The organism is Bacteroidales bacterium (assembly GCA_021648725.1).
In the GTDB taxonomy this organism is placed as follows: Bacteria; Bacteroidota; Bacteroidia; order Bacteroidales; family JAADGE01; genus JAADGE01.
The window spans coordinates 55,283-75,215 of sequence record JAKISF010000010.1 but is presented as its reverse complement, the minus strand read 5'-3'; the positions used below and the strand labels follow the sequence as shown (position 1 = coordinate 75,215).

The following is a 19,933-nucleotide window of genomic DNA, read 5'->3' as shown; positions in this document are numbered from 1 at the left end:
ATTATTTTTCAATTTCAGTCGGGCAGTTTTCTTTTGAATACCAAATCATATATTTCTCATGAATTAGTTTATTTGTTTCAAAAACTAATTCTCCTAACTCTTTAATGTAATAATTCGCAATACCGATTTCTTTTAGCTTTGAATTGATTTTAATCGAAAAATTTAACTGTGTACCGTCTTTTACATTTTTATTATAATAACTTTCTTTAAACTCTTCAATCGGAAATTGTTCTAAGAAAGAAGTATAGTTTGTTTTTTCTTCATTCATAAATAATCTGCTTTCTCTAAAATATTTCTTTTTATTATTTACATTTCTTTCCACAATAATGCTGTCTTGATTTACGGTAACAATATGAAATTTTCTGCCGAAATGCCTAACTGTAATAATAATTTCAAAATTCTCAACTTTTTCTGACACAGATAAGTCGGTTTTAGTATCTTCGGAAATCTGACTATATAAATTAAAGTTTAAAATAAAGATAAACGAACTGATAAATATAAATCGTAACATATTCAAATTTTAAATGTGAATTTGAGCTCTTTTTGCATCACGGGCTTTTAATACTTTACCGTAAATAATTAACATAACTGCAGCAACAAAGGCTATTATTGCGAAAAAATACCATATATAATGTGCATTTGCCGATGCGGCAACCCATTCTTCATGTGTGTCAAATAATGTCGGATCGGGGCAATACCTGTCGAGCAAGAAACCTGAAACTCCGAAACCTAAAAGTGATGAAAAAAATGAATGTAAGTGACTGAATCCTAAATATAAACCTTCTTCGCCTTTTGGAGCTTGCAATGAAAAATATTCAAGAAATCTCGGAGAAATAAATGATTCTGCCAATGCTTGAAACATAATTCCGATAATCATCATAAATGCAATCGGGTGCATTGTCATAAAACCTAAATCAATAGGTTCGCTTAATAAATTACCGGATGCCATCGCTAATGCGGAAACAGGCATAATAAACATTCCTACAGACATAGAAAATAATGATGTTTTTTTTCGCATTAATTGTGTAATCCAAGCAACTGTAAGCACAACAACCAACGGATTAACATTTGCATACCAAGAAGGTGAGGCTCCTTCTCCCGCCATTCTTAAAACATACTTTGGCATAGTTGCATATAATTGATGTTGCACAATCCAAAAGCCGGTAATAATCATTATCAGAGCCATTAATCGAAAGTTTGTAAATACTTTTACTAATGCATGCCAAATTTCTTTAAATGATTTTCCTTCGCCTTCTTGCTTTTGAGTTTTAAATATAAGGAAAATGATAATTAAAGCCAGTAAAGTCATACCGGCAGAAAAATAATTTAAGTTTATTAAACCTAAATTTCCCATACTTTCTCTTAAAGGTTTAACAATTGTTTTACCGGAGAAGGAACCTATATTTACCATCATATAAAATACAGAAAAACCTCTTGCTCGATTTTTCTTTGAGGTTTCTTTAGCAATTGTTCCCGTAATAACCGACTTTATAAATGAACCTCCGATCATTATAAAAAGCATAATCGGTATTATATAAAATCTTGAATTCGATTCTCTTAAACCTGTAAACTTGACTTCTCTTCCGTATTCTGCAAGACCGTGAGATTCTAATAATGTAGGAAAAATCCCTAAACCGGCATAACCGATTGTCAATAATGTAAAGGCAAGAAGTAATGATTTTTTAAATCCTATCTTATCTGCATAAGCTCCGGTAAAAGGCGGAAGAAAATATAAACCTGCAGAGAATACTCCGGCAATTATTCCGGCTTCAATATCTGAAAAACCGATAATGCGAGATAAATATAATGTAATAACGATAAAAACACCGTAGTAAGCTGCTCTTTCTAAAAGTTCAACTGTATTTGCCGTCCAAAATGCACGTGAAAAACCTTTTAATCCTTTTTTCTCTGCCAGATTCATAAATTTTTTTTTAAATAAAGGTTGCGAATATATAAATAATCTATATCTGTAAAAAATATATTTGTAACGGAAGAATATCGAATTTTTTACTTACGCTTGATGATATGTTTTCCTGCAAGCTTTTTAAGAAAATAAAGTAAATATTCTGTTTTAATATATCGTTTTGCACTCATTGATTTCTTTTCAATCGGAATTCTTTGAATGTTTTTTGATACCGAATCTTTTTTAATTCCTGCTGTTCCGAAGGAAAAATCTATAATCTTATTTTGAAAAATAGTATCAAAAAATGTAGTTTCAACTTGGTCATCCGTAAACGGAAAAGCAAACAATTTTGTTTTTGTACCAAGCTTATTTTCAGTATATTGTATACTTTCGGAAGTTTGCTTGATTTGCTCTGTTTCATTCAAATCTGAATACAAAGGATGGTCAATACTGTGTGCACCGATTTGATGCCCGCCTTCTGACAATTTTTTTATTTGCTTACTTGTAAGATACGGTTTGTTTTCAAGAAGATAATTATTGAAATTAATTTTAATTTTTTGTGCAATCTCGTTTAATTCATTCCTGTTTTCATATTTAACTTTCAGAACTTTTTTTATTTCACTTTTCGGAAAAGATTGTTTATACATTTCATCAGCAATAATACTTGCTTTATATTTAAAGAATAAATCTTTATTGTCAACAAAACCGGAATTAATAAAAAAAGTAGCTTTGATATTGTATTCTTTAAGAATAGGAGCAATAACAGTATAACATTCACTTAAACCATCATCAAAAGATAGATGAAAATAGTTTTGTTTATCTTTTGATTCGCTTAATACTTCTTTTGTATTTTGAAAATAACGTGTTAAAAAGTCAAGATCTTTCCTAAATTGTTTTTCTGTTCTTACAGAATATAAATGTTTTATATGAGCCGGAGGATTATTATTTACAATATGGTAAAAAGGGTAAATGATTTTTATTCCGGTTAATTTGATTAAAAATTTAATCGGAATAATAAATGTAAAGGCAGATACTATGTTGAATAAAATTCTTTTCAAGTAATTACTTTTTTATTAACTCTTTTGTTGATAACATTCCGCAAGCAGCATCAATGTCTTGTCCTCTGGATGCTCTTATGGTTGCTGTTATTCCTTTGTCGTTCAGTCGGTCTCTGAATTGTTCCATGCTTTTTTCATCGGTTCCTCTTAAATCAGTACCGGGTATTTCATGAAAACGAATTAAATTTACTCTCGCCCAAAAACCGCTGACTAATCTTGCTAATTCATCAGCATGTTTCATACTGTCATTAAAATCTTTAAACATAATGTATTCAAAAGAAATTCGTCTTTGTCTGCCGAAATGATGATTTTTAACAACATTTAAAATTTCTTTAATAGGATTATTTTTTTGGACGGGCATTATTTTTAACCGTTCGTCATCAAAAGGTGTATGAATACTTATAGCCAAGTTGCACTTGCTTTCATCCAAATAACGTATTAAACCTTTAATAATTCCGTTTGTTGAAACTGTTATTCGTTTCGGGCTCCATGCAAAACCGTAGTCAGAAGTCATAATTTCAAGAGTTTTCAATACTTCATCTAAATTATCAAAAGGTTCACCCATTCCCATGAATACAATGTTTGTTAATGTATTAAATTCCGGTAAACTTTTAATTTGATTCAGCATCTCATTTGCACTTAAATGTGCTTGAAATCCTTGTCTGCCGGTCATACAAAATTCACAGGCATACTTGCAACCTACTTGTGATGAGACACAAAGCGTTGCTCTGTCGCTTGAAGGGATATATGCTGCCTCAATAAAATTTTCTCCTGTTTTAAAAAGATATTTTTTTGTTCCGTCTTTTGAACTTTGAACAGAAACATATTTTTTTAATCCTATGTCGTAATCTTGATTCAGTAATCCTCTTGCTTTTTTTGACAGATTACTCATTTCATCAACTTCTGAAATTTGTTTTTTATATAACCAGTCAGCTATCTGTTTTGCAGTAAATGCCGGAAGTTTATGTGAGGATACAATTTCCTTAAGTTCCGTTAAAGTTTTACCGAATAAGTGTTGTTTCATTTTTAAAGTTTAAGTTCAAAAGTAAATGATAAATCGTAAATTGCAAAAGTAGGAATAAAGCATTAATTAAAAAGAGTTTGAATCATAAAGAAACAAACTCAGTAAAATTTTAATTGTATCTGTTGTTTTAGGGAAAACCGACTTAAGTGTTTTACCAGCCTTTATCCCAAGCTGTTTTTTTTGTTGCAACCGGATTAATACATATAACCGGAATTTGTGAAGAATTATAAATAATTTGTTCATCCCAAGATGAGAAAAAGAATGTTTTATCTTTATCGACTAAAGTCATTATTAAATCTGCTTTGTTTTCAACACTGTAATCAATAACTTGCTTTGCAAAGTTACCTGCCTCGGGAGAAGATACTTTATCAACGAATTTAATACCGTAATCTTTCATTATATCTTTGATTTGTTTTGTTACGGTCATAATTCGGTTTCTGTGAAACTTCTCAGATTCAAACTTAGGAATTAAATGAACTGTGGCTCCGAATACTTTCGCTATGCTCACTGCCCATGCTACTTTTTGTCTGTCTTGTGTTGAAGAAGTTATAGGGAAAACAATATTTTTATATCCTGCCGTATTTGATTCTTTCTGAACAACAATAGTCGGCGTTCCCGTTGTTGTTATAACTTTCAATACATAACTTCCTGCAATTTTTTGAAAGCCTATTTTACCGTGAGTTCCGAGAATAATTAACTTAGCTCCTAATTTGTCACTTACTTCCTTTATTTTTTCAAATATATTTCCCGAACTGATAAAAGTCTCTACGGGAATACCATATTCTTTACTGTATTTCTCTGCTGATTCTTTCAGCATTTCTTCAATATTGCCTTCTTCTAAATTCTTTTCGTCAAGAAATTTATTCGTATCTTTATTAATAACATGCAATAACCAAACATTACTTTTCATTGCTTTTGCTAAAATCAAACCATGTTTAATTGCATTTTCACATACTTCGGAAAAATCCGTAGGTATTAAAATAACATTTCGGGTATCTTTCTTCATGGTAAAAGAGTTTTGAATTAATAATTAAATTATTTGCAGGTAATATACTAAAAAAATATCAGTTATTCAAGTTTTTCAATGTGTTTTTTTGAGGGTTTAATTTTTTTATCGGGAAAAGTTATTTAGAATCAGTCTAAATTGCATATCTTTACAAAAAAAGATGAAACAGTTATTAGTTACAATAATGATTATGACATTATTATCTTGTCAAAATACAGTTAAAACACAAACTCATAAAATGGAACAAACATATAAATATACAAATAAACTCATAAATGAAAACAGTCCCTATCTCATTCAGCATGCCCATAACCCTGTTAATTGGTATCCTTGGGGAGATGAAGCTCTTCAAAAAGCAAAAGATGAAGATAAATTAATTCTTGTAAGTATCGGATATTCAGCTTGTCATTGGTGTCATGTTATGGAGTATGAATCATTTGAAAATGAGGATATTGCAAAAGTTATGAACGATAATTTTATTTGTATAAAAGTTGACAGAGAAGAAAGACCTGATGTAGATAATATATATATGACAGCTGTTCAATTAATAACGGGCAGAGGAGGGTGGCCTTTAAATTGTATTGCATTGCCTGATGGTCGTCCGGTGTACGGAGGAACTTATTTCAAACCCGGCGATTGGAAGAAGATGCTGCTTTCTTTGTCTGAATCATATAAAGTTGATAAAAAAAGGTTTTTGCAATCAGCAGAAAATATTCAAACTGGTATTGAAAAGTCAGAATTTAACTTCAATTCTGAAAGTGAACAGATTTTTTCTTTTGAAAAAATAAAAAAAGCAACTGAAAAATTAAAAAATAATTTTGATTATAAAGAAGGAGGTTTTAACCGCGTACCAAAGTTTCCTATGCCTGCTGTGTGGAAATATTTAACTGAATATGCCCATTATTCAAAAGATGAAGAAATAAAAAAGCATGTATTATTAACGCTTGAAAAGATTGCAAACGGCGGAATCTATGATCATTTAGCAGGCGGTTTTGCTCGTTATTCGGTTGATGCACAATGGAAAGTTCCTCATTTTGAAAAGATGTTATATGATAATGCTCAACTGTTAAGTTTATACAGCATCGCTTATAAATTAAGTGAAAATTTCTTGTTTGAAAAAGTTGTAAAAGAAACATCGGAATATATTATTAATGAAATGACATCTTCCGAAAATGCTTTTTATTCCTCTTATGATGCCGATAGTGAAAGGGAGGAGGGTAAATTTTACGTTTGGTCTAAAAAAGAAATTGACAGTTTATTAAAAGATGACTCCGGTTTATTTTGCGATTATTATGATGTTTCGCAAACCGGAAATTGGGAACACGGAAATAATATACTGTTAGTAAAAGATAATCTTGAAAAGATTTTACAGAAATATAAACTTTCGGAAGAACAATTAACCGTGAAAATTGAGCATTCAAAACAAATCCTTTCAGAACAAAGAAATAAAAGAATAAAACCCGGACTGGATGATAAAATTTTAACATCTTGGAATGCGCTGATGATTATCGGTTTTTTGGATGCTTATGAGGTTTTTGGAGACGAACTGTATTTAAATTCTGCAACAAAAGCAGCAGAATTTATTAAAAACAAAATGTTAAGTAAAGATTTCGCTTTAAAAAGAAGTTATAAAGACGGTAACTCAAAGATTAATGCGTTTTCTGATGATTACAGTTTTACTGTTGAAGCTTTTATAAAGTTGTATCAAGCAACCGGAAAAGAAGATTATTTGATGATTTCAAAACAATTAACGGATTATATGTTGAAACATTTTTACGATAAAAAATCAAATATGTTTTTTTATACTTCTGATATAAATTCTGAATTAAGCGTTCGACAAAAAGAAGTATCGGATAATGTAATTCCGGCATCAAATTCTTCAATGGCAAAAAACCTTTACATTCTCGGATTATTTTTTACAGATGAAGTTTATATGAATATTTCTGAGAAGATGACGGCAAATATTCAAGAAAATACATTAGCAAATTTGAATTATTTTGCAAATTGGGCTTCATTAAGTCTGCATTTTTCAAAACCTTCTTTTGAATTAATAATTATCGGAAAAAAATATAAAGAAATTGAAAAAGAGCTGAGAAAAGAATTCAGACCGGATATTATTTTTGCCGGAAGCGAAAATGAGAGTAAAATTCCAATTTTTCAAAACAGATTTAAAAAAGGTAAAACACTAATATATGTGTGTGAAAATAATGTTTGTAATCAGCCGGTTAAAACTGTTAAAGAAGCAAAAGACTTATTACGGTTAAGATAAATTTTAACTATAGTCTGTTTTTTTTAATTTTGACGAAGATTTTCTATTCTCGTATGTATAACAGTTTTTATTTTTCAATAAAAGTCAGCAAAGAGCAAATTCGATATGCAAATGAACTTGTTGAATTTTCTTTAAAGAATCATCCGATAAGTAATATTTGGGACAAGGAAAAAAAAGATGATACAAAAAAGATGAGGATAACGGGAACAACAGGAGAAGTTATTTTCGCAGATACATATAAGTTAAAAAGACCGGTTCGTTCTTTCGGAGCAATTGACGGACAAGATTTCGGTAAAGATTTTGAATTAAGTTATCATAATAAAAAATACATTTTTGATGTGAAAACCATGCACAGAAAATCTAATGTATTTTTCAAAAAATATGTTTTAAATATTCCCGCAAGGAATATACATCGAAATGACAGTATTACAGATTATTACTTTTGTATAAGTTTGCATGAAGAAGCAAAAACTATGTTTGCATCATTTTTAGGATATGTTCTTAAAAAAGATATATCGAAAGGAAAAATCGGTATTTTATATAAAAAAGGAACAACGAGAATACGTGCAGATAAAACTTCTTTTACTTTTTATGAAGATACTTATGAAGTGTGCTTTAAAGATATAAAAACTCCGCTTATAAGTCCGAGAATAAAAAGCTTTGAAGGTTTTAACAAGTTGATTTTAAGATAAATGGCATCACTTCAAAAAATATACAGCAACGAAAAATTAAACGGTAAAATTTATACCCCTGATTTTATTATTAACAAAATATTAAACGATATTAAATTTAATGAAGTTGCTTCTTTAGGAAAAACGATATTAGACCCGGCATGTGGAGACGGCAGATTCTTATGTGAGACAGCAAAAAGAATAATTCGTTTTTCTTCCGAAGAAAATTTAAAAGAAAATTTGGAAAAGATAGAAGGTTGGGATATAGATGAAGTTGCATTGAAAGATGCAAGAAATAATTTGAATGAACTGATTAAAGATTTTCATTTTAAAATAGATTGGAAATTAGTTAAAAAAGATACTTTAAAAGAAAAAAAAACAGAGTTATTTGATTTCATTGTAGGTAATCCTCCGTATATCAGAATTCAACATTTAGAAAAAAAGCAAAGATTATATATTCAAGAACATTATAATTTTTGTAAAAAAGGTTCAACTGATATATACATTGCATTTTTTGAATCTGCCTATAAATTATTGAAAAATAACGGAATATGTGGTTTTATTACTCCAAATACATATTTTAATACTGAAACCGGAAAAGAATTACGGAATTTTTTTGAATTGAAAAAGAATTTGATTCAAATCACAAACTACGGTGCAATACAACTTTTTGAAAATGCAACAACATACAGTGCAATTACAATTTTTTCAAAGCAGAAATACGAATCTTTTTTATATGAGAAAGCAAAAAATAAAAACAGCTTTTTACACAGAAAAATAAATTATTCAGAATTAAATAATCGTAATTTTTGGCAATTATCGGTAAATAAAACTAATCAAATTAAAGGTAAAAGGCTCGGTGATATTTGCAATATTCATGTAGGGATAACTACGCTTGCTGATAAAGCATATATATTTGAAATTGTAAAAGAGAAGGGTGAAACAGTAACCGTAAAAACAGAACTGAAAGGAGACTGCGAAATAGAAAAAGCTATATTAAAACCTATTATAAAGGCTTCATTATTAGGGAATTTGAAAGATAAGCAAAGGAGGATAATTCTGTTTCCTTATAAAAAAATAAATGGTAAAAATAAGATAATAGATGAAGTCGAATTAAAGACAAATTATCCTTCGGCATATAAATATTTATTGTCAGTTAAAGATGTTTTAGATAAAAGAGACAACGGAAAACCAAATAAAGTTGCTTGGTATGCTTTCGGAAGAACCCAAAGTTTAAATTCAAGTTTCGGTAAAAAGATTTTGTTTTCTCCAATGAATAAAAAACCTAACTTCATTTTAATTAATGATACAAAATCAACTTTTTATTCTGGTTATTGTATAAAATACTTCGGTGATTATAAAAAATTGTTAAAACAATTAAACTCAAAGCAAATGGAAGAATTTATTGAAATATCAAGCCGTGATTTTAGAGGCGGCTGGAAGGCATATAATAAAAAAATACTTCAGGAGTTTATTATTGATATTCAAAAGCTTTGATTTATAGATAGTTTTTATTATCTTGATATAATTACTTTTTTTAGGTAAACAGAGTTATTTATTTTTATTTGTACAAAATAAATTCCGGCAGCAAGAGAGGATATATCCAGCTTACTTTTATTTTCATACTTATTAACCGATTTAATTATTTGCCCTTTTAGATTATAAAATAACAGAGAGTTATTATTTGGTTCATCTTCTTTAATATCAAATATTATATAGTTTGAGGCAGGTGCAGGATATACAAGAACTGATGTTTCGATTAATTCAACAGTAATATTAATATCTCGGTTAAAAGAAGGTATTGTATCATAATATGTACAGAACCCGGGTTTAGATATTCGGTATTCAATATTTTTGTCGGCCAGTATATCTTGAAAAACGGCATATCCCCTAACATCAGTTGTTTGTTTGTTTGTTTTAAAGATAATTTCTGCGTTTTCAACAGAATTTTCCTTATTTATAACATTAAAAGAAGCAGAATAAGAGTTTTTCGGAATTAAATAATTATATGCAGCAAACAGGTCAATAATTCCCCAACCGTATTCATTATTCGGGCTGTTTGTATTATTTGCTGTTTTTTTTAAGGCATCTATAATTTCCATATTACTTGCAAAGGGGAATATTTCTCGAAGTAAAGCCGTTGCACCTGCAACTATGGGGCAAGAAAAAGATGTGCCGCTTGATGTTGTATATCCGTTTCCCGAAGTTTCTGCAACAACAACGCTTGCTCCCATAGCCATAACGTCAGGTTTTATTCTTCCGTCTCCGGTAGGTCCTACTGAACTGAAATAAGTTCTGTTTCCGTCAGAATATACTGCTCCTACCGTAAGAATGCTGTCACCGTCGGCAGGAGCAATTATTGTAGTAATACCGCTTCCTTCATTTCCTGCAGAATTAACAACTAAAACACCCTTGCCGGCAGCAATATCTCCGGCAATTGTAATAATTGCAGTATTTCCGTCAAGTTCAGCTGCACTGTATCCGCTTCCGTCATCAAAACTTATATATCCTAATGAAGTTGATGTGATATCTGCTCCCAAGGCTTCTGCCCACTCAACACCTGCAACCCAATTGTCCTCTTCAACTTGTGTCTCAGAATCTGTGTTTTCGGTTTTTGCTAATAAGTAACTTGCTCCGTATGCTGTACCTATTAATTGTCCTTCATAAAACCCTCCTATTGTACTTAGTGTCATGGTTCCGTGACTTCCTGAGCCCATATCACTTTCGTCATCAACATTTCCGTCATTATTAACAAAATCCCATTGATCTAAAATATTAATATTTTCGAATACTTGATGCTCCAAGTTATTAAAGCCGGCATCTAATAAACATATTATTATACCGTTGCCGCTATATCCTAAATCATGAATAATCGGCACATTTATTTGTTCTGATTGAGTTAAAGAAGCTCCGTAATTTAAATTATAAGCTGTACTTTTATAGGAAGTTTCGTTTTTAATTTCATTTCCTTGAATTAAATTATTGTTATATTTACCTTTTCGTACAATATCTATTGATTTAACACAATTTAACGAAGCTATATTTTGAAGTTGGATTCCGTTTACTTCAGCAGAAACAGCATTTAACCATTTTGATTGATGCCTAAGTTTTGAAATATAGGGTTTTACAGAGTTAATGTATGATATTTCAACAGGAATATCGTAAAAATCAACTAAAGGTTTTGATTTTAGTAATTTTTGCCTTCTTTCTAAGGAATGTTTACTCAGTAAAGATTTAGAACTGTTTAATTTTTTATCTGTAATTTCTCCTTTGTCTTTAAAGAAAATCCAAACAGTAAAGTTTTTATCTGTACCTTTATTTTCAATTTCTTTCAATAATGTATTTGCTATCTTCTCTTGTTTTTGAGCAAAAGAAAAAGAAATGATAAAGAAAAAGATTAGAATAAGTTTGATTTTGTTCATTTTGACTAATAACTTAAATTATTTAGATTAATTATATCTTAAAATAGTTGCATCAATTCAGAAAAGTAATTCGGCATCAGCAATATCTTCAGGTTTTCCTAAATCGAACCAATATTTGTATTTTGTTTCAAAGGCTGAAATTTTATAACTTTTTGCAAGCCTTAAATATAAATCAATAATTGAAAATTTACCGGTTTCTGTTATGTATTTAAATATTTCGGAGTTAATAATATGAATGCCGGTAAAAGCTCGGGCTGTCAATTTACCTTCGGGTTCTCTTGATTTTTTAGTTTCTCCGGTGTTAAAATTTTGCCAACTGCAAAGATAGTTATTTTCATCAAAAAGCAATTTTCTTGATGAATCCCTGTTTTGAACGGCAAGTGTTGCTAATGAATCGTTTTTTTCGTGAGCAGCTACTAAATCATTTAAATTAATATCAGAAAATATATCGGCATTATGGAGAATGAAAGTATTTGAATCAGACAGATAATTTTTTGCTTTTAATAATCCTCCTCCTGTTTCGAGAAGCATTTTTCTTTCGTCTGAAATTTCTATATTTGACTCAAAATTATTGTTCTTTTCAAGGAAATTTTCAATTTGATCGGCAAAATGGTGAACATTAATAACAAAATCGTTAAATCCTTGCAATTTTAGGTTTAGGATAAGATGTTCAAGAATCGGTTTTCCGTGTAATTCTACAAGAGCTTTAGGTTTATTTTCGGTTAATGATTTAAGTCGAGTTCCCAGCCCGGCAGCTAATATCATTACTTTCATATTTTTAGTATTAATTTATGCTTGCTGTTGTTTTTAAAGTATCTAAATCAGGAAATGATTTGTAAAATAAATCTTGAACTTTTGTTCTTACATCCATTTTTAATAATTTATTATTTTCGCTTTTTGGATGAATTCTATTTGAAAGAAAAATATAAACAAAATCATATTTCGGGTCAATCCAAACCAAAGTTCCGGTAAATCCTGAATGTCCGAAACTTAAATCAGATGCGTATTGCGACGACGGTCCTCCTGTTGGTCTGAGCGGTCTGTCAAACCCCAAGCCTCTGCGATTATGATTTTTACAAAAAGCACAGGATGAAAATTTCTTCAATGTTTTACTTGAAATATATCTTATTTTTCCGTATTTCCCTCCTTGAAGGTACATTTGTAAAAGTTTTGCTAAATCGTTTGCATTAGAAAAAAGTCCTGCGTGTCCGTTAACGCCTCCGGTCATTGCTGCTGCATAATCATGAACATATCCTTGTATTAATTGATGTCTGAAAAAGTTGTCTTGTTCGGTAGGAACAATTTCAGACTTCTTAAAACGATTTAACGGAAGGTAACCTAATGTGTTAGCTCCGAGAGAATTATAAAATTTTTCATAAACATAATTTTCTTGTTGCTCCTTTGTAATATCTTCAATTAACTTGTGGAAAAGTATAAAACCTAAGTCGCTGTATTTATATTTTTTTTTGCTTCTTAACTCCGAATCATAAATTTTTTGATAAATAGTATCTCTGTAATTTTCATTAATAAAAAGATTACCTGCAACTTGCACGGTAAATTTCCCTGTTTTATATGTTGAGTAAATTTTGCTGTTTAAAACTGTTTTGTTTTCATCTTCATAGGTGTCTCTGTAAAAAGGAATCCAAGGTTTTAAACGTGCTTGATGAGCTAAAATGTCTTTAATTAAAATGTCTTTTTTATTAGTATTGCGAAGTTCGGGTAAATAAACTGACAGTTTTTTATTTATATCAATTTCTCCTTCGTCAAATAATTTCATTAAAGACGGTAATGTTGATGCAATTTTCGTCAAAGAAGCCAAGTCGTAGATATCGGTATTTTTTGTTTTTCTTTTTTTAGAGTATGTGTGATATCCGTAGGATTTTTGAAAAAATACGATGCCGTTTCTTATTGCCAAAACCGTTGCTCCGGGTGTTGCACCTTTTGTAATTGCATCATTTACAACCGAATCAATTTTGTTTATGGTGTCTTGTTTTAGTCCCAATTCAAAAGCATTTGAATATTTAAGTCTTTGCTTAACTGACAGTTTCCCTGTTCCGGCTTTAAAAAGTTCTCCTGCCGAAACGGGTAATTCCCCTTGTGCAGTAATTCCGCCGAAAAGAAGTTGTGCTGATAAACTTCTTGTCAGTTTCCAATCGTTGTAAGAAACTAATATTGCATTTAACTTTTCCGGTTTTTTGAACAAACTGAGAGCATAAGGATTTCCGAAAAGCACGAGTACGACTTTTGTTTTTTCGGACAGTTTGTTAACAAAATTAATTGTATTTTGATTGATGCCGAATGTTTTGGGTCTTCGGCTCATTTTATGAACGCTTACAATAACTTTATCATATTTTGAAAGCTGTATTATTCTTTTATTAAATACATCAATATTTGCATCTTTCAGGATTGTATAATTTTCAACTTTATCATATAAATTAAGAGTTTTTTGAAAATTACTTATTTGTCCGTTTCCTATTGATATTGAGGCAATTGTTTCTTTGTCTAAGTTTTTAAACGGTATTATTTTATCTTTATTTACTGCTAATGTTAAAGAAGATTCTATTAGTTTTCGATTTAAATTTTTAGCATATTCAGAATTTAAGTCTTTGTATATGTTGTTAATTTTGATTTTTTTGTAATTATTAAGACCGAACCATTTTTTTGCCAGTAAAATTTTTCTGCATCTTTTATCAATTTCTTCTTGAGTTATTAAGCCTTTTTTTATTGCTTCTTTTATTTTTTGAAAAGCAAGCGGAACATCTTTCGGCATTAATAAAACATCAATTCCTGCAATTAGGGCGGCAACTTCTGTTTCTCCGGGTTCATAATGTTTTGTAACACCGTTCATTCCGAGAGCATCGGTAAATATTAATCCTTTAAATTTTAATTTGTTGATTAAAATATCGGTTACAATAGGCTTCGATAAACTTGAAACAGCATTTTCGGAAGGGTCTAACGAAGGAATGTTCAAGTGTGCAATCATTATTCCTCCTAAGCCTGTTTTAATAAGCTCTTTAAAAGGGTACATTTCTAAAGAATCAAGTCTTTCTTTGGAATGTAAGATTATGGGTAAATCTTTATGAGAATCAACATCAGTATCTCCGTGTCCGGGAAAATGTTTGCCTGTTGCGAGTATGTTATTGTCTTGTAAACCAACCATATATGCCAAGCCTTTTCGAGCAACATTTTCTTTTAGTTCTCCGAAAGAACGACTGTTAATTACGGGGTTGTCGGCATTATTATTAACATCAATAACAGGAGCAAAGTTAATATGTATTCCGAGCCTTTTACATTGTCTTGCAACTTCGATACCGAATTCGTTAACTAATAAGTCGTTTTGAATTGCACCGAGCATCATTTGCCGAGGATATCTTACGGTACTGTCTATTCTCATTGAAAGTCCCCATTCATAATCTCCGGCAATCATTAAAGGTGTTTCTGAAATTGATTGATAATAATTTGTAAGTTTTGCTTGTTGAACCGGCCCTGATTGAAACATAATCAGCCCCCCGATTTTATAATCTTTAATAATTTTAGTAAGGTAATTTTTATGTTCTTTCCCTTGTTTCGGGTATGCAGCAACCATAAATAATTGTCCGAGACGTTCATCCGGTGACATTTTTGAGATAATAGAGTCTATCCAATTATTTGATTTATATTGTGAGGCGGAACTTTTTTCATAATTTTTAAAAGATGCCGTGCTTTGAAACAGCAGAATAATAATACCGCCGGTAATCAGTAAAGAGATTTTAGTGAAAAGGGAATATTTTTTTTTCATTAGTTTTTTCAAAATAATTTATAAGTAAATATGCAAAGTTACATATTGCGATATAAAAAAACCGCCGAAAGGCGGTTAAATTATTGACTGTATTAAGTGCTATAAATCAGCATATTTCAGTATTTTGTTAACAACTTCATCTCTCGGACACAGCTTAAAAGAACTTAATGCTTGTGAGATTCTTCTGTATATGTTTTTAACTTTTTTGTTTTTTACAAATACAGATTTAACAACTGATTTATTTATTATTAATACAGAATAAGAAATAAAAGTATAAGGTTTTTTCATACGCAATTAATAATTTAGTAAATATTCTGATTTCAATGTTATAACGAAGAATAATAATGAATATTTCTTATTGTCAAATATTTAACATTTTTTAACAAAGAGTATTTGGGGAATTCAAAAAAGAGTTGCTGTAAAAAATAATTATGAACAGCTTTTTAAAAATTTTGTAGCAATAACAGCATTTCCTTTGCCGAGATATTCAACTTCGTCAAATAAAAACCGTGAAATAAAAACACCTCTTCCGTTTAATTCAAGAATATGTGCTTCATCAGTAGGATCGGGGAGCAATTTCCAATCAAAACCATCTCCTTCATCAATAATAGTCCATTGGTATTTCTCATTATCGGCAAAAAATTTAATAGTAATAATTCGGTGTTTATAAACCGGGCTGGTCATTCTTTCATCATATAATTCGCCTAATGTTCCTTCATCAAGAGCTTTTTGTTTTTCAAAATAATCTATATTTAAATTGCCGTGTTCAATTGCATTTGTAATTAGTTCAACTAAGCCTAGTTCAATATTAACCTTTTCATTATCATCAATATCAATTGCAGATTCAACTATAACTTTATCAACAATTTTTGGTATTTTATTGAATTCAGTATTAAATTCTAAAATAAAATTTCTGCTGACAAGTCTTCCCGGTAATGCATCCGGCGAGTATTTACTTGTAAGTATTGCTTGATATTTTTTTAGTAACCTCAGTAATTCTTGTCCTGATACAGGTTTTTTCAAGTAATTGTTTGCACCGAGGTGAAGTGCTTGAATTGCGTAGTTTTCAGTTCCGAATGCGGTAACCATTATTACGATGGTGTCAGATTTTTTATCTCTTATGGCTTCTAACAACTCTAAGCCGTCCATTATAGGCATTTGAATATCAGACAGAACAATATCAGGTCGGTATTCTTCAAAAATATTTAAGCCTTCGATACCGTTTGCAGCCGAACGAAATTCATAATTGTTACTTTCCAATAAGCTTTCTAAAAAAAATCTTGATGCACTGTCATCTTCTACAATCAGAACTTTCATAAAAAATGTTTATTTTAGGTTTAATATAATTTGCAATCTACTTAAAAAAAATTGTTTCGTAAACAGTTTTGTTATTTTTTTTATCATAAAGTGTTATAATAAGTTTATGATTTTTTTTGTAATCTATATGATTATCAAAAGTATAACTTATCCTGTTATTTTTTTTATCGTAAGCGAATATAATATTTTTTTTATCAATTGTTGCATAATATTTTTCAATTCCTGACATATTATCTTTGATTTTAAATGAAATTTTCTTCATTTTACTGAAATCTTTTTCAGAATTAAAGTTTTCTTCTATTATTTCGGGCGGAGTATTATCAACTGCTATTGCAAATTTACCGAATGCTTTACTTTCTGCTACAAAAAAGTTATTAATGTATGTTCCTCCCAAATATTTTTTATTTCCGTTTTTATTAATTAATACGATAAACGCTTTTCCCAGCAATTTTTTAGGTAATTTATTCGATCTTATTGCAACATACATCTTTTCGTGCAAGGGAATTTTATATGAGTTAAGTTTGTGTATGTCTGAATAAAATTGACTTGTGTTTGGAATAACTTTATAATTTTGTTCAATATTCGTGTATAAACTTCCTTTTTTTAAATATGCTCTGAAATCTTTTTCTTCAATAAAATTATCTTCATTATATTTTAATAATTTATCATTTTTAACTGTTCCTGAAGCTTTTGTGCCTGATATTTTGAAATATAATATTGATGTATTTCCGTAAATATCAGCAGCTTCTATGCGAACTTTGTGTAACTTTTTGTCAGGATCATTAATTATTCCTGAATTTAGATTAAAATTATAAACACTTAATTTATTTCCGGGTTCTATAAAGCATTTTTGAAATTTCAAATTAGTTGTTTGTCTTTCTTCAAAATCAATGAAACTGTTTATGTATCTTGATTCTTCAAAACTTATTCTGTCTAATTTATGAGAATATATTAATTCGTTATCGTAAAATAGTTTTACTGAATAAATTCCTTGAGAATTTTTTACGGAATTCAGATAATCATTTGCTCTTATTGCAAAACCTATTCTTCCGGTGTATTTAATTATTTTGTTTATGTAATATGTATTTCCTTTTTTGTAAACTTTAAACTTTTGTTTTTTATAGGAATTATTAATTTTTCCGTTTTCGTCAATCGCATATGCTGCAAGGCTGAAAATTTTCGGCTTAATATTATCTTTTATGTCAAAATTAAAATAACACGGGTTTATCGGTATATCTTTTTCGGCATCTCTGATTTCGAAATGCAGATGCGGACCGTATGATCTTCCTGTATTTCCGGCATAACCTATAGTTTCTCCTTTTTTTACTTTTAATTCTGTTGAGTCGGGATATTTTGTAAATTCAAATTTATTTTCTGCATATTGAATACTGTCTGCATATTGCTCAAATCTTTTATTGAATTTTTGTAAATGCCCGTAAACAGTCATTAAACCGTTAGGATGTGTGATGTAAAGTGCATTCCCGTATCCTCCGGGAGACTTTCTTATTCGGGAAACATAACCGTCGGCAGGAGCATAAAGTTTGACACCTGAATAAGGAACTTTAATGTCAATTCCCGAATGAAAATGATTTGGTCTTATTTCTCCAAAATTTCCTACTAATCTTATAGAAATATGAACAGGAGAATCAAAATAATTTTTATCGTAACTTTGCGAAAGTAGTGTAAAAGTTAATACAGAGAATATTAATACAAATGAATATTTCATTCTTTTTTTGTAAAATTTTTATTAATCTTGTTCGTTAATCTTTAAAAGTTGCACAAAATTATCTGAATTTATGAAATTAAGAAATTATACCTTATCAATATTATTATTCTTTTTATTAAAGGTGTCATCTTCTCAGGTTACGGTTGAACCGTCTCCGATAAAATGGTACACGGTTGAGCAGGCAGACAGTTTGTTCGATGTTTTTCCTAAACCAATGTTGATAGATGTTTATACCGAATGGTGCGGTTGGTGCAAACAAATGATGAAGACAACTTTTGCAAATAAAGGAATAGCTGCATATATCAACAATAATTTTTACCCGGTAAGGTTTGATGCCGAAGGTTATGACACAATTAAATACCAAGGCAAAGTATATACAAATAAAGGAACAGGAGCAAAGCCGAAGCATGATTTTGCTGATTTTATTTTAAAAGGGCGTTATTCTTTTCCTACAATAGTTTATGTTGATAAGCAAAGAAAAATGTATCAAATACCCGGTTATATGAAAGTGAGAGAGATTGAGCCTTTATTAGTTTATTTTAATGAAGATATTAATAAAACATTGGTTTATGATGAATGGAAAAATCTTTATCAACATAATTATCCGAAAAATTATGAGGAAGAATTAAAAGAGAACAAAAATAAAGTTCTTGATACAAGCGGAGTTGTAAACCGGTATTCCTTAAAAGAAGCATCAGAGTTATGTTTGAAGAATAATAAGCCCGTTTTGATATATATGTACACAAATTGGTGTCAATCTTGTAAAATTGAAACAGGTTTAGTTTTTAGAAACCCCGTAATTGCAGATTTATTAAATAATAATTTTTATTTTGTAAATTTTGATGCCGCTTCTCAGGAAAAGGTTGTTTTATTCGGGCAGGAACTTTCGGGAAACGGACAAGGGAAACCTCATAAGTTAACATATTCATTATTAAACCAAAATTTTAAGTTTCCGGCTTTTGTTTTTATTAACAGTAAGAAACAAAAAATTAACGAAGTTCACGGATTTTTATCTGCCTCGCAATTAGAACCTATTTTAACTTACATTAAAGATGAAAAATATTTAACACAAAAATTTGCAGATTTCCTTAAAACATTTACCGGTAAAATTAAGAAATAACTATTTTTTCCTGAATATAGACTTAAACTTTTGTGAAAAATCAGTTTTGTTGATTTCTTTTTCTGCTGTTGATATTTTTTCTTGTGAATCGGATATTAATTCCCAAATTTTACTCCAACCTAAAAAGCCGCCTATATTTCGATCGTCAATATAAATATCGGCATAAATTTTTCTGCTTATTTTTTTTTCATCAAATTGTTCTTCCGGGTAGTTTGAATTAACTGCATAAAATTCAATTCCGTTATCTTTGCAAAATAAAACAGCATCTTCTAATTCTTTACCGGCTCTGTATGTCCACAAAATTAAATTATGACCTTGTTTTTGAAGTTGTTTTAAAGTTTCAAATGCAAAAAGTTTTACTTTCCCTATTTTAGGATATTTATGCTCAACAATTGTTCCGTCAAAATCTACTGCAATAACCATAATTAAAACTAATTAAATTAGAATAATAAAGAAAAAAGCACCCGAGTGAGTGCTTTTTCCAACCTTCTTTATTAACCTAAACCTTAAAACTATGAAAACTTAATTTTAATTACTACAAATTTATGTTATTTTATTGTTAAATACTAATTATAAATCTTAATAAAAGTTAAAAATTTATTTTTTAGTTGTAAATGTTTGCTATTATATACTTTTTGT

Annotated in this window: 16 protein-coding genes; 4 read left to right on the top strand and 12 right to left on the bottom strand. The window is 29.7% G+C overall.

The window, feature by feature from the left end:
- Nucleotide 1: 1 nt before the first annotated feature.
- The 5 genes from L3J35_05790 to L3J35_05770 all read right to left on the bottom strand — a co-directional run bounded on the left by L3J35_05790 (nt 2) and on the right by L3J35_05770 (nt 4,991).
- A complete protein-coding gene (locus L3J35_05790) occupies nt 2-511 on the bottom strand; it encodes a hypothetical protein (GenBank protein MCF6365698.1) in 510 nt (169 codons plus the stop codon).
- Nucleotides 512-520: 9 nt separating this feature from the next.
- A complete protein-coding gene (locus L3J35_05785) occupies nt 521-1,921 on the bottom strand; it encodes an MFS transporter (GenBank protein MCF6365697.1) in 1,401 nt (466 codons plus the stop codon).
- An 86-nt stretch (nt 1,922-2,007) separates the two neighbouring features.
- The gene (locus L3J35_05780; GenBank protein ID MCF6365696.1) at nt 2,008-2,961 is read right to left on the bottom strand and encodes a polysaccharide deacetylase family protein; all 954 of its coding nucleotides are present in this window, start codon (nt 2,959-2,961) and stop codon (nt 2,008-2,010) included.
- A gap of 4 nt (nt 2,962-2,965) precedes the next feature.
- Entirely contained in the window at nt 2,966-3,985 is a 1,020-nt protein-coding gene (gene rlmN / locus L3J35_05775; protein ID MCF6365695.1) for a 23S rRNA (adenine(2503)-C(2))-methyltransferase RlmN, read from the bottom strand.
- 151 nt (nt 3,986-4,136) lie between these two features.
- Nucleotides 4,137-4,991, bottom strand: coding sequence for a universal stress protein (locus L3J35_05770; GenBank protein ID MCF6365694.1), 855 nt, complete (start codon nt 4,989-4,991; stop codon nt 4,137-4,139).
- Nucleotides 4,992-5,151: 160 nt separating this feature from the next.
- Here L3J35_05770 and L3J35_05765 point away from each other — a divergent pair, with 160 nt between their 5' ends.
- From L3J35_05765 to L3J35_05755, 3 genes are read left to right on the top strand one after another with little or no spacing between them, the layout of a single operon-like run.
- A complete protein-coding gene (locus L3J35_05765; GenBank protein ID MCF6365693.1) occupies nt 5,152-7,260 on the top strand; it encodes a thioredoxin domain-containing protein in 2,109 nt (702 codons plus the stop codon).
- Nucleotides 7,261-7,289: 29 nt separating this feature from the next.
- Nucleotides 7,290-7,952: a hypothetical protein gene (locus L3J35_05760; protein MCF6365692.1), complete on the top strand. Its 663-nt coding sequence runs from the start codon at nt 7,290-7,292 to the stop codon at nt 7,950-7,952.
- The gene (locus L3J35_05755) at nt 7,953-9,428 is read left to right on the top strand and encodes an SAM-dependent methyltransferase (protein MCF6365691.1); all 1,476 of its coding nucleotides are present in this window, start codon (nt 7,953-7,955) and stop codon (nt 9,426-9,428) included. It abuts the gene before it with no gap.
- A gap of 17 nt (nt 9,429-9,445) precedes the next feature.
- Here the strand turns inward: L3J35_05755 and L3J35_05750 are convergent, their stop codons facing one another.
- The 6 genes from L3J35_05750 to L3J35_05725 form a co-directional block, all read right to left on the bottom strand.
- Nucleotides 9,446-11,353 carry a S8 family peptidase gene (locus tag L3J35_05750; protein ID MCF6365690.1) on the bottom strand — a complete coding sequence of 636 codons (1,908 nt, stop codon included), beginning with the start codon at nt 11,351-11,353 and terminating at the stop codon, nt 9,446-9,448.
- 57 nt (nt 11,354-11,410) lie between these two features.
- Nucleotides 11,411-12,127 (bottom strand): nucleotidyltransferase family protein, encoded by a 717-nt coding sequence (locus L3J35_05745; protein ID MCF6365689.1) that lies wholly within the window; start codon nt 12,125-12,127, stop codon nt 11,411-11,413.
- A 10-nt stretch (nt 12,128-12,137) separates the two neighbouring features.
- Nucleotides 12,138-15,131 carry a serine hydrolase gene (locus L3J35_05740; protein MCF6365688.1) on the bottom strand — a complete coding sequence of 998 codons (2,994 nt, stop codon included), beginning with the start codon at nt 15,129-15,131 and terminating at the stop codon, nt 12,138-12,140.
- A gap of 99 nt (nt 15,132-15,230) precedes the next feature.
- Nucleotides 15,231-15,419: a hypothetical protein gene (locus tag L3J35_05735; protein MCF6365687.1), complete on the bottom strand. Its 189-nt coding sequence runs from the start codon at nt 15,417-15,419 to the stop codon at nt 15,231-15,233.
- 141 nt (nt 15,420-15,560) lie between these two features.
- The gene (locus tag L3J35_05730; GenBank protein MCF6365686.1) at nt 15,561-16,448 is read right to left on the bottom strand and encodes a response regulator; all 888 of its coding nucleotides are present in this window, start codon (nt 16,446-16,448) and stop codon (nt 15,561-15,563) included.
- Between the two features lie 37 nt (nt 16,449-16,485).
- The gene (locus tag L3J35_05725; GenBank protein ID MCF6365685.1) at nt 16,486-18,174 is read right to left on the bottom strand and encodes a M23 family metallopeptidase; all 1,689 of its coding nucleotides are present in this window, start codon (nt 18,172-18,174) and stop codon (nt 16,486-16,488) included.
- A gap of 70 nt (nt 18,175-18,244) precedes the next feature.
- Between L3J35_05725 and L3J35_05720 the strand changes: the two genes are divergently transcribed.
- Nucleotides 18,245-19,294, top strand: coding sequence for a thioredoxin fold domain-containing protein (locus L3J35_05720; GenBank protein ID MCF6365684.1), 1,050 nt, complete (start codon nt 18,245-18,247; stop codon nt 19,292-19,294).
- On the opposite strand, the gene L3J35_05715 is transcribed toward L3J35_05720, so the two are convergent.
- Nucleotides 19,295-19,717, bottom strand: coding sequence for a hypothetical protein (locus tag L3J35_05715; protein MCF6365683.1), 423 nt, complete (start codon nt 19,715-19,717; stop codon nt 19,295-19,297). It lies immediately after the preceding gene.
- Between the last annotated feature and the right edge of the window lie 216 nt (nt 19,718-19,933).